The following is a 12,151-nucleotide window of genomic DNA, read 5'->3' as shown; positions in this document are numbered from 1 at the left end:
AATTTTTCGGACTTCAGTTTAACAACTTCGACTCCTGCGCCTAAAAGAAAGATTCTTACGGAGTCTCCCTTTTTCAACGCGTGATTGCCGATTCGAAATGCGTTATATACCGTTTCCGGTTCCACGGAATAAATGACGATGCCGAGTTTCATAGAAGATTCTCCTTCATATTTTGTTTAAACCCAATGCCACAACCACCACTTCTCGAAGAGAACCTTTCCCCAGTGCCAGAGAAAAGAAGGTGCGCGGAGTTGTACGCCTGGCCCAGTCTCGGAATAAAATTTTCCCTGAGCAAAACCCGCTTTTCCGTCTCCCACTTCCAAAAAACAACTTCCTTCACCTTGAAAAATGCTCTGCGGAGTTCGATGATTCAGTTCATCAGAAATTCTGGATGCAACGACTTCGGCTTGAGCATGTGCGAAGACTCCGGCCTTAGGGAGAGGTTTCCCGGATGGTAAAGGAATTGACGTAACGTCCCCAATTGCGTAAACGTTCGGAAGTGACGTTAGTAAGGTATTTGCATTTACCTTTACCCAACCGGTTTCGGAAACAATCGGCGAGTTCTTCAAGAAAGAAGGAGGTGTGTGAGCAGGAACTCCGAGAAGCAACTCAAACTTTAAGGATTCTCCATCGGTAAAGATCAGTTCTTTACTTTGCGAATCTATCCTTCCTACCGTTTTACGATTATGGTATTCAATTCCATTTCGTTTTAACATTTCAACCAGCTGAATACCTGCTTCCGGTCCGCCTGCGGACATCGGCATTTCTTCGGGCGTTACGATTTCCACAGTGATCTTTCTTTTTTGTTTCAGGAGCATGGATTGAACGAGTAGTGCTATTTCATAAGGAGCCGCCGGACATTTAAACGGAGTGGAGGAAATCATCACTGTTACCTTATTGAATTGAGAAGAAAGCAATTGCTCTTTTGCCTTCATCACACCTTCCAAGGAATAAAGGTTGAAAGCGTTCTCCTGAAAGCCTGGAATTTTATCTGGATTTAACTCAGAACCCGGTGATAGTATCAGAAAATCATAATGAATTTCCTTCGAATCCGTTTTTACGATTTTTCGTTCCCAGTTGATAGATTGCACCGATTCGGAAATGAGATTTACTCCCTTAGGGCGGATCTTTTTTTGAAAGTTCTTGGGGGATCGTTTCCCGACTAAGGCCCAAATTAGGGACGGGGCGAACGTATGCACGTCGGAACGATCGATCATTACGATCTCTGCATTGCGGTTCTTTTTTCGCAACTCTCTTGCAGCTACAATGCCTCCGACTCCGGCGCCGACAATTACTATGCGTTTCATATCAGTTGTCTCCTTGTTTTGTTAAACGAATTCCTTGATTCAAAAATTCCATAGGACCGTCTCCGATCCGATATGCATCTAAACCTTTTTTTCGAAGGATTTCCACGGCTTCTTTCGATAAAACGCAGTATTTTCCTCGGCAATAGGCAATGATCTTTTTGCGTTTGGGAAGTTGGTCGAGTTTGGATTTGAGATCGCCAAGTGGAATGGAGAGCGAACCGGGCACATGTCCTGCGTTATATTCGTTTTCTGGGCGCACATCGACGAGAATGACGTCTTTGGAGATAACTTGTTTTAGAAAATCCTTATAATCGAGTTCGTTTAATTCTCTCTCTCCGTCAAAGAAAGAATCCATTTCCATCTTGATTTCCGCGTTGAATTCGGCTCCTGCCGACGAAATCGTATTGAAGATTTCAAGCCCCGCTTGTTCGATTCGGTAATAGATATTCCGGCCTTCTTTTCGATCCCGCACAAGTCTGGTTTCCTTTAAGATTTGAAGGTGATGCGAGGTCGCCGCCACGCTCATGGCGATTTCTTTGGATAGGAGTTCTACATTTTTTTCCGCTTGTATCAAAAGATCCAGCAGTTCGATTCGTTTCGGATCGGAAAGTGCCTTTCCATACTTTGCCAGATTGGAGTAGATGAAGTTCTTGAATTCACGGCCGGTTTTTTCTGGTTTCATATTCCCTCAAATATTCAAATATATATTTGAATATTTGATTGACAATGTCAAGACTTTTTACTGAAATGAAGTGATGAAAGTCAGAGACAGCGGAATGCCGGAAGCGGCTTATTGGGATACACTTTTTAACGTTCCTTTGATCCTGGATCGGATGAAGGTTGTCGAAACGGAAGGGGAAATCGTAGAATTCGGTTCCGGTTACGGAACCTTTACGCTTTCTCTCGCTGGAAAAACGCAGAATCGAATTTTCGCCTTTGAGATTGAAGATGAATTGGTGCGGGATCTTCACGAAAAGGCGAGTTTATTTAATTTCGCAAATATCCTTCCCGTTGAAAGGGATATCATCGCATCCGGAACGGGTTTAGACGAGAATACGGTAGGTTACGTCATGATCTTCAATCTATTGCATCACGATGATCCGATTTCGATTTTAAAGGAAGCATATAGGATTTTAAAACCCGGAGGAAAAGCAGGACTTGTACATTGGAATTACGATTCTTCCACTCCCCGGGGGCCTAAAATGGAAATTCGTCCAAGGCCCGAAAATATCTATGATTGGGCAAAAGAAGCGGGCTTTCAAATCGAATCGTCAGATCCGATCGACTTGCCTCCGTATCACTATGGATTTCTTGCTCAGAAGTGAGGCCTTGTGACCCGCATTCTTAAGAAGAAGATTTTATAGAATGCGGTCGTATTCAAAAAGTTAAGTTCAATCTTAGCTCGCGATGATTTCCGGTTCTTTCGTTGCGGAATCTGTTTTGTCTTTCTTGGATATTGAATTTGTTTCTTCGTTCTTCCGAGTTGTTAATTCAAAAAATGTTTTTTCGTATTCGGATGAGCCGTCCAAAGAGATAATTCCATACGGTGGTATAGAGTCCAAAGTTGTAACGGAATGTGCCGTGGTGCATATCGTGATTGATATTCGTATTCACGTATTTCAGAATCCGATTGCTCCCCATCCAGCTTGGAAAAATTTCGTAACCGCTGTGACCCAAAACATTTCTCACGATTTGAAACGTCATAAAGAACATTAGAGCCAAAGGATGGATCGGAAATAAAAACGCCACGATCGGCATAATCATCGCGTGAACCAAAGCTTCCCAAGGACTGAAAGAATACGCAGCCCAAGGAGTAGGCGTAATGGATTCGTGATGAACCTTGTGAACGGTTTTGAAAAACAAACGAGTGTGCATGAGTCGGTGAGTCCAGTAGAAGTAGAAGATTAGGAATGCACAGAATCACTGCCAAGAAATCTCCTCGCGGAGAATCGAACTCTGAGTAAAAAGTTGAAAATCAAAAAGCAGAGTTGCGCGATCGCGATAACTTATAAGATATAGTTCAAATTCATAGTTTATCAAGTGAGTTTTGACTGTCATCTATGGATAGGTGATTTCGTATTTTAGAATTCGATAAGTCATATTCAATTTTCCTGTGGATTGAAATCTAGATATTTATTATAATACGATTTTAAACATATATCTAATCTTATACAGAACGCTTTGATTGTTTCCAGTTCTTCTCTTAACAAAAGCTTGCTCGGGAACTCAGGACCGGCTCCTTATTACGGTTCCCGATGATTCAAAGAGCAGCCGAATGAGAACGTATAGTTTATAGTCGATAAGATGCAATATTTACCCTTCCATTAGAATATCCAATTACGAGATGGGCGAACGGATTTCAAAATATTCCGTTAAATTCGAAATTGTGAAAACCAAAGTTTAAATCAAACTGGTTTTTATAGATTGAATCCAATGCCAAATTTTGCTGAGTATTCTTGGAATGACCAAATATGTCTTTGCTTTACATCCAAGAAGTTGTGAAAGCCGCTACCGCCTGTTTCTGCATAGGCATCGTAGTTGTTACCCGTTAACTCTCCTAATAAATAAGCTCTTTCGAGAATGAAATATCGAGAACCGATTATAATACTTGTTTGGATTATTTTCGTATTATTAATGGAATCCTTTCCGTAACCAGCCGAGAGGCGAATATAAGGATCGAAGGCGGAATTTTCAAGAAAGTGGTATGCGAAATGGAAATTGAAGGTTCGGATTCGTAAGAATGAATTATCTTGATAGGTGAAATAGGGGAGGACTATCTCTGATTTGACGAGTTGATCGATTGGTATATATAGCGCCGCAGGCGAAATGGAACGAAGGATTCCAAGGTCTAAAAGATAACTAAGTTTCGGATAAGATAGATTGGAAGCTTGAAACTCCGCATTATTTAGGCTAAAACCTAATCCATATTTGGATTTAATTAAATATTCAAATAAGAAAGAAGTGTTTTGCCCGCTTATTTTAGGTTTCGGGGCATTGTTAAAAGCATAAACGCTTGCAATCTTGTCTTCTGGCGTTCCGAATTCCGTTGTATAAGGTCCGATAATATTAACGTTATCGAATTTAACTTCTCTATCCATAATATTGCCGTCTTCATCCATTTTGCGCGGCGTTGCATTCAAATATTTGAATCCTTGCCCGTATGTAAATTCAAAGAAGAAAGGCCCTCTTTTGTTTTCAGCGGATAGTCCGAATGAAGTTATCAAAATTCCAAATACCAGTAGCTTAAGCGGCTTTTTTATTTTTCTTTGCATCAACAATTTCTCCCGTAAAAAAATAAACTATGACTTCTCTGGGGTCTTTCCGTCTCTTGAGTTCGATAGCCTTCGATGAGTTTTCTTGAATCCCATTCGATTTGTCAACTAACTTTAAGTTTATGATTGATTAGAAATATGTATATGAATAATATTTAATATATCAATTTATTTTATTTGTGAACGCTTGTCTGATTGCGACCTTTCTATTTTATAATCTTAATGGACTTTGATTACGGCTCATGTATTGCGGGTTTTTGAGTCGGCGCTAAGTCGTTGCCTATAAATGAACGGTTCAATTCAGAGAATCCGAATAGGACGCAGAGTCTAAAAACATTATAAAATGTCGGGATACTTCTTCTCTCCATTGCCAATATTTCGTTGCCGGTATTTTGCATCGATCAGCCTTTAATACTAACATCTCCGGTATGAATGAATCTTTTCAATCGTGGAATTTTAATTCGACTGCGCAATTCTTCCCAATCATTCGGTTTGGATCCAATGGAAAGTAAGATCCATAAACGTAAATCAAGGTTCCGATTCTGATTTACGTTTATAGCACCTTTCATTAAGGTCCGCTTACGCATCTGACGTAAGCAGTCGTCGAATCGCTTTTTAAGAATTCGATAACTCCACCCATTCTGAAGTCCACGATGTACGCCATTTTACGATACTGGGTGTTTCTTGGAATTTGATAGGTATTATCATTGGATGCCGTTGTAGCTATGTGAACCGCTGGATCGGAATCTGTGGCGACGTTCGGACTTGTTCCCGTTGAAATTCCGGATGTAGAGGTCCAATAGAAAGCTCCTTGTGTATTCGGAAAAAAGGATGTGTTGACGATCGGATTTGCAGATCGGCCGTGGTCGACCAAACTCATAAGCTCTTTAACGTTTGGCAATCTCCATATGCGTCCACCTAACGTAAGAGTATTGCAATAGCCGAGAGCGGAAGTCCAGTTAGAAGTGATCGGCGCTCCGATACTACAATCCGTAACGCCCTGTCCTTGCGTGCATTTCTGCCAAACAAGCCCGCTGCCGGACGTGATCGTTCCATTTAAATTATCCGTAAAAGGCCCGTCCAAAGCAGTCACGGAGGCGGTAAAACCGAAAAACACGATGAGGATTATGACTATTTTGTACATTATAAATCTATTAAATATTATTTTCATGTTTAACTCCTAATTTAATCCGAAATGCACATTGACGTATAATCGAAATTGCCGGACCATCCGCTATTTTTTAGTTTATTGGATACGTGCGTAATTCCTTCGAAAACCGTGACGGACCAAGCCCCCCAGCTAATCAAAAGCGAAGGGTCCGAATAATTGTAGGCGGCCGGAATCGGACCGTTGGATAATTGTTCGATGGAGTGAGATGGATTCGGGGATGGAGGATTTGCGCCGTACCCGTAACGGTTTGTATTATTGATCGTGATTCCATTGCTACTACTCCAGTAGCGTTCGAAATTGCTGCGTAAAATCCCGGGGAAATACGTTTCAGGAATCGTCTCGTTACCGGAACTCCCATTGTATTCCAAGATCGTATAATATTCGGCTATTGTGGGAACTCTCCAACCGGTTCTTCCCGCGTATCCCGCTCCTGAATTTCTTGTATTGAGAGATGAACAATCCTCGACAGATCGATTGAAAGATTTATACGGATTTCCTACGTCCGCTACGCAGGCGGAGCCGTTCCATTTTAAATCGACTGCACAGATTTTGGAGCAGGTGACTCCATTCCATTCATAGTCCGCAAGACAAGACTTCCAATATCTAGAATTTCTAATATCGACGGTCACGTAATCCGAGGGAAAACCGGCGAGAGATCCGGGAGGGAGTAGGCCGGAAGCGAGTGCGTTCGTTTCTCCGTCTTGACCGCTTCCACTGCAGGAAATCGAGACTCCGTTCGTATCCGTACAATCCATTTGCCGAGAATCGGAAGGGGCCAAATATCGAGTGTCGTGAATCGTGCCGTGATCGAGTTTGATATTTCCTGAAACTACGGAGACGACGGGACTGGAAGCAACGATGTTTCCTGCGATATCTTTGAAAGAAGAACTTGCATAGAGAAAATAGAATTTATGCCACTCGGGTAAATTGCTTTGAACGTTCAGAGTATAGGTTCTTTTATCCGCGCTCCAGCTTCCGATTGCTCCGGGCCATTTGATTTCCGGATCTCCGCCTTGAGTTTGATCTCTATGTTGCGGAATAGGAATCGAAGAAGTATCCATATCTTCGTTGAAGGTCAGACTAAACGTTCGTTGTGTAACGTTTAAAGAATAAGCCGCGGCGTTCGGACTGATAACCGGAGAAGTTGCGACGATCTGAGGGGCGGTATCGTCTCTCGTTATCGTCGCTGTACTGTAACCCTGATTGGAGCCGGCGGTAGTTAGACAGACCCGCAGAGTGTTAGAGCCTGCTACCAGGCTGGAACCAGCGACGGTGTAATCAACGTTTGTATTGGCGGCGGCGGAACCGGTACTGAGGGAAGTTCCGTTGCTACAATCGGTTCCGCCCACTCGGATTGAATAGTTACCGGCAATATCCGATTTCCAACGTAGATTGGAACTTCCGGATGACTTGATGATCGTTGGACTTAACGAAACGATCGTAATTGTGGGATTGCCGACCGCCACAACATACGTTGCCGCATTCGCGGATCCGATGTTGCCGGCATTGTCTACCGCAATCGCACTTAAGTTTGTGGTTGTATTGTTGGGTAGCGATAACGCGGAGGAAAACAGAGAGCTTCCCGTTGCGGCTGTTCCCGCGTTCGAAATGGAAGCCGCCGTTCCGTCCGTTCGAAAGGCAATTTTGTTACAGCCGGAATTCCCCGTATCACTACAGGAAATTGTAATGTTAGGTGCGGCAGTTCCGAACGTCCCTGATGAGGGAGAAAAGCTAACCGTAGGAGGGGTGTCATCTCTTTCCGCCAGGATCGCATACGAATCCCAAAGATTCGTACCGCTTATATTGAAAAGGCAAATACGAATCGAATTGCTGCCGACGATGAGAGGAACCGCTCCCGCAACGGCATGAATTCTGGAAGTGTTCGAAACGGATGCGGATATCGAACCCGAATCGTACAAACTACCGTCCGAGCAATTCGTAGCGCCGTATCGAATTTGATAGGAAGCATCGAGGGAACTGCTCCATTGAATATCGTAATATTCTATAGCGCCGCTTTGTCCGCTGAGATAAATGGTATTCGCCGAGGAATAGGTGATTTTACCCACCGAAGGAATGGTAGGCTTCTTTCCGATATCGGGGCCTATGCTAGACGGGAAGAAGAAAAAAGAACCGTTTCTCTTTCCGTCATCCGTAAGGCAGTTTAAGACAACGGTCAGAAGTAATAAAAGAAACGAATAGAATCGGAGACGGAAAAAGATATGAGACTTATGTGCAGCCTTTAACTTCATGAGGTCCTCCAACGAGTTAAGCATGCACTGAGAATAGCGGCGATTTAGGGAATCGTCCCCCAATTCTATAAAACGCTACGTGCGTATATTCTTTTTGCAACGAGCGAATTAACGAGGTTCGACTTTTCGTTTCAGGTTTTTTCTTACGGAGGATTGGTTCGTTTTTTTAGAATATTTCTTCTTGAATTGGGAAGGAGTAAGTCCTAATTCTTTTTTAAATGTCGTATTAAAAACGGATAAAGAATTAAAACCGCTGTCATAAGCGATTTTGATCACCGAACTTTCGGCTTCGTTTATAAGGCGCATTTTCGCCTCTTCAATTCTAAAAGAATTGATATAAGTAAAAAAACTTTTGTTGAGATGTTTATTGAGAAATTCGGAAAGTTGATGCGACTTTATATTCAGTTTTTTGGCGAGAAGATTCAAAGTTACTCCGGTCTCTAAATAGATCTTATCTTGCAGCATCAATCTTTCCAATCTTTCGGTAAGATCGTCCGGGTCGATATTTTGCAGCGTCGTTTTCTGATACCGCATTTTTTGAAAGGTTTCCGATATGATGTTAAACGTAATCGGATAGATCTGACTTATTACGAAAGCGTAAAGAACGGTGAGAGTAAGCATACATAAGTCTAAGATATAGAGTTCGAGAAAATAAGAGAATCCCGGAAATAAAAACCGGAAGTCGATCCACAAATTAACTATGACTCCGGCTATACCGACGCTCAAGATTCCGATGATATGTTTGGACCAGGGATATTCTGAAAAGCTTCCTTGGAAAAGCTGGAGAAATTTGACCAAAATCACGAACATATATGCGAGAGTGATTATGGTTGAAAATCCGTATGCCAGATCGTACCGCGATTCGAATTTTTCATTTAGGTCGGAGAATGGCTTACCTTCGTAAAAAAGAAATAGAGTATCGATCAAAAAGTAGAATAAAAAGAGAACCGCGGGAACATAGTGCGGAAGGAGCGCTTTCAGATTCACCTTTTCATCCAAAAGAAGTAGATTGAAATAAATAAAAAGGGAAGGACCGATCAACAGGATAAAGAATATTTCGCTCGAAAAGAAGTGCGAGTAGTTTAGGCCCAACCCGTTGAGCAATACGAGTCCTTTGATCAGAAAAAAGCTCATGGAGATGAAAATGGCAAAGACGATCCAGTTCTTTCGGCTTCGTCCTTTAAGAATTTGTATCAAACCGAATATCAGAGAAAGAACGCCGCCGAAACCTACAAACTGACTAAAAATGTAACCGATGATTTGACTCATAATGACCGAACTCGGATCGCTTACCCTGAACGATGATCCCGTTGGAAAATAGTCGCGCAACGTTATACGATGAATTCGTTTTAGTAAATATTTTTTTTCGAATTCGTTTTTAAATCCGTATCCCGGAAAAATTTTCCATCGAAATACCAGCGATCAACTTTCCTTTAAATAGATGGGAAGTTTAAACGGATGCATTCGTATAACGCTCTGAAACGGTGGAATCGTCCGATTTTCTCATATACTGATCTTCGAACCTCCGGATTTCGGATTCGATCGGCTGAAATATCGGATTAAACTCGACATCGCGTCCTTGCAGCGCTTCTTCCCGATATTTACTCGGAGTTATTTTCGTGGCATATACGAAGAATCTTTGAAACGTGGAGAGCGCATTAAATCCGACCGCCATACCGATCGAAATTACGGATCGGGAGGGTTCTTCTTTCAGCAGCGACATTGCCGCTTTGATGCGGTAATAGTTTACGAAAGTGTTGAAATTGGTTCGAAGATAACGATTGATGAACGCGGAAAGTTGATGAACGGAGAGGCCCATTTCCGTAGCAACGGAAGGAAGTCTTATATCCTCGTCCAAAAAAATCTTTTCTTTTACGAATAAGTCGTACAGTTTTTCCATAATTCTTTCATTGTCCAAACTCGTTATGAGATAATCGCTGGTCGTTCTTTTTTGGTAGGAATTGGAAGACGAACTTGCTGTTCCTCGATTCACATTTTCTTTTTTGGGGGAAGGGAATGTAATCAGATTGCTGAACAGGAAAATAGGCGAGATCGTATAGACAATACAGCTGATTTTCATTGCAGAGTCCGAATAAGATAGAGGGAGAATTTGGTTTAGTTTTTCTACCAGCATAAGGGCGATGAGAAAATAGATCAGTTTAAGCCCTTTCTTTACGTAATAACTCTTAATGAAAAACTGAACGTAAAGACAATAGAACGTTAGAATCGTGATTGAAACGCCGCTGACTGTAGCAAAGAGATTCGGCAGGGTTTTAGTTTCGGAATTATGCCAAAAATAGATGATCGTCGCGCTAAAAATCAAAGATATGGTCCCGATAAGAAGTAGTTCCCTTTTTAATTCGGTCTTGAGAGGAGAATCGTTTCTTTTCATCTCGGTGAATTCGAACGATTCTTTGCAGACGGTATAGATGATAATGCTTCCGGCTATGGTGAAGAAGGAGTAAAGAAAGTTCCCTATAGATTGTAGAATCTTGTCCGTCATTTGAGACTGATTCGAAAAAATAAGCAGATTGAAACCGATAAAAATAAGGATCAAGGCTTGTTTCTTGTGGAAAGGCCTCTTTCTTTTATAATAATAAATTGAACCTAATACAATATACTGGATCGCACTCGCAAAATAAATATCGAACGACATATATAACCTCTTGGATCGTTTTTCGATTGGTTCGATTTTAGTTGAATCTCGGATTGCGCACTATCGAGTTTATAAACTCGATAGTGATTTTACGAAATTATTCGCGCTCAATTCGTTTTATATCTAACTAAAAATGGAGGAGGGTGAAATTCATTTAAAATGTGGCAAAACCGTATAGAAGGAGTTGTCTTATGGCGATCGGAAAGTTATATTTTAAAACGCTAAACTTTCAAAGCACATGGTTATCGTTTTGCGGATACATTCCGGATGAGTACTTGTGTCGATCTATAAGCACATGAGCATATACTCGCATTTACGATATTTCTATCGCTTCTTTACCGTGAACGAATTGTAAAGATAGATTGCCACGATTGGAATCAAGTCGGCATATAACCGAAGAAGGAGATCGAAAAAAATTCGTTCCCTTTGGATCCGGCGATTACGACTGAATGCAATTGAATTCTTGCGATGAGTAAGTGATTTTAAAACGGTTCTTTTAATTTTCTTTTCTTAAATCTTCGCCATGTCGAATCAAACGCCGCGATTTCTCAACGTCTTCTTCTGACTCGACACCCCGGAAAGTAAAGTCCGATCAATTGATGCTTGAACTTTTCAACGAAAGAAATATAAACTGCCTATGAGAAAAATTATTTTTGCAATCAATATGACGACCGACGGAAATTGCAGCCATACGGGCATGATCGCCGACGAAAGGTTGCATGAATATTTTGCGGATTTTTTGCGCACTACGAGCGTCATCCTCTATGGCCGAATCACGTATCAGCTTATGGTTCCTTATTGGCCCGACATCGCCAAGAGCCAATCTGAATCGCAAGCAACCAACGATTTTGCGCGAGTTTTTGATTCGCTCGAAAAAGTTGTATTCTCAACCACATTGACCGAAGCGCCCGGGACAAACACGAGAATCGTTCGCACAAATCTTGCGGAAGAAGCGCTTGCGTTAAAGCGACAATCTGGAAAAGACATTGCCGTCGGCAGTTTAAGCATAGCCTCCCAGCTTACGGAACATCGTTTGATCGATGAGTATCGTTTTGTGGTTCATCCGGTTGTTGCCGGAAAGGGACCGCGCTTGTTTAACGCCGTACATCTTCCGGAGGTTTTGAGGCTTGAATTTCTGGGTTCGGAAACGTTTCAATCCGGCGCCGTGGCTCTTCATTACAGAAAGCAAATGTGAAACAAATCGGGTTTCGATCGGACTCGTGACGTTTTTTTATCCTGTTAAAAGATTCTAATTTTGATCGTTGCGCCGTACCGGCCAAAAACAAAGGCGAAATCGGAATGTATTTTGTCAACGGGCTTCTGGCCGACCTAAGAAGAAAAGGAGAAGAACGGATTCCGAACGAAGTGTTTCGAAAACGATACGAACAGCTTTGTGCGCAAGTGCGAATCAAAATCCCGACTAATTCTTTATAGTTTACATTCTTTTTGCAAAAAGAAACCGCAAAAGGATTGACATTATTTTATTATATAGCAGG

Annotated in this window: 10 protein-coding genes; 2 read left to right on the top strand and 8 right to left on the bottom strand. The window is 41.9% G+C overall.

Going from position 1 to position 12,151, the window contains the following annotated elements; translation table 11 throughout:
* Window positions 1-176: 176 nt before the first annotated feature.
* Both LFX25_RS20370 and LFX25_RS20365 read right to left on the bottom strand, forming a co-directional pair.
* Entirely contained in the window at window positions 177-1,307 is a 1,131-nt protein-coding gene (locus tag LFX25_RS20370; protein WP_238732060.1) for an NAD(P)/FAD-dependent oxidoreductase, read from the bottom strand.
* A 1-nt stretch (window position 1,308) separates the two neighbouring features.
* Window positions 1,309-1,989 carry a metalloregulator ArsR/SmtB family transcription factor gene (locus tag LFX25_RS20365; protein WP_238732059.1) on the bottom strand — a complete coding sequence of 227 codons (681 nt, stop codon included), beginning with the start codon at window positions 1,987-1,989 and terminating at the stop codon, window positions 1,309-1,311.
* Window positions 1,990-2,062: 73 nt separating this feature from the next.
* Here LFX25_RS20365 and LFX25_RS20360 point away from each other — a divergent pair, with 73 nt between their 5' ends.
* The gene (locus tag LFX25_RS20360; protein ID WP_238732058.1) at window positions 2,063-2,632 is read left to right on the top strand and encodes a class I SAM-dependent methyltransferase; all 570 of its coding nucleotides are present in this window, start codon (window positions 2,063-2,065) and stop codon (window positions 2,630-2,632) included.
* Between the two features lie 166 nt (window positions 2,633-2,798).
* Here the strand turns inward: LFX25_RS20360 and LFX25_RS20355 are convergent, their stop codons facing one another.
* The 6 genes from LFX25_RS20355 to LFX25_RS20330 all read right to left on the bottom strand — a co-directional run bounded on the left by LFX25_RS20355 (window position 2,799) and on the right by LFX25_RS20330 (window position 10,391).
* Window positions 2,799-3,182, bottom strand: a complete 384-nt coding sequence (locus LFX25_RS20355; protein ID WP_238732057.1) for a sterol desaturase family protein — start codon at window positions 3,180-3,182, stop codon at window positions 2,799-2,801.
* A 542-nt stretch (window positions 3,183-3,724) separates the two neighbouring features.
* Window positions 3,725-4,579, bottom strand: a complete 855-nt coding sequence (locus LFX25_RS20350; RefSeq protein WP_238732056.1) for a hypothetical protein — start codon at window positions 4,577-4,579, stop codon at window positions 3,725-3,727.
* Window positions 4,580-5,147: 568 nt separating this feature from the next.
* Window positions 5,148-5,723, bottom strand: coding sequence for an Lcl C-terminal domain-containing protein (locus tag LFX25_RS20345; RefSeq protein WP_238732054.1), 576 nt, complete (start codon window positions 5,721-5,723; stop codon window positions 5,148-5,150).
* Between the two features lie 41 nt (window positions 5,724-5,764).
* Complete coding sequence (locus LFX25_RS20340; protein ID WP_238732053.1) at window positions 5,765-7,999, bottom strand: Lcl domain-containing protein; 2,235 nt, start codon at window positions 7,997-7,999, stop codon at window positions 5,765-5,767.
* A 108-nt stretch (window positions 8,000-8,107) separates the two neighbouring features.
* Entirely contained in the window at window positions 8,108-9,268 is a 1,161-nt protein-coding gene (locus LFX25_RS20335; RefSeq protein WP_238732052.1) for a helix-turn-helix domain-containing protein, read from the bottom strand.
* A 181-nt stretch (window positions 9,269-9,449) separates the two neighbouring features.
* Window positions 9,450-10,391 (bottom strand): AraC family transcriptional regulator, encoded by a 942-nt coding sequence (locus tag LFX25_RS20330; RefSeq protein ID WP_238732051.1) that lies wholly within the window; start codon window positions 10,389-10,391, stop codon window positions 9,450-9,452.
* A 901-nt stretch (window positions 10,392-11,292) separates the two neighbouring features.
* Here LFX25_RS20330 and LFX25_RS20325 point away from each other — a divergent pair.
* Window positions 11,293-11,850, top strand: a complete 558-nt coding sequence (locus tag LFX25_RS20325; RefSeq protein ID WP_238732050.1) for a dihydrofolate reductase family protein — start codon at window positions 11,293-11,295, stop codon at window positions 11,848-11,850.
* Window positions 11,851-12,151 lie beyond the last annotated feature (301 nt).

It is taken from the genome of Leptospira sanjuanensis (assembly GCF_022267325.1).
Classification (GTDB): domain Bacteria; phylum Spirochaetota; class Leptospiria; order Leptospirales; family Leptospiraceae; genus Leptospira; species Leptospira sanjuanensis.
Note: the sequence above shows the minus strand (reverse complement) of the source record. Positions and strands in the feature narration are given on the sequence as shown.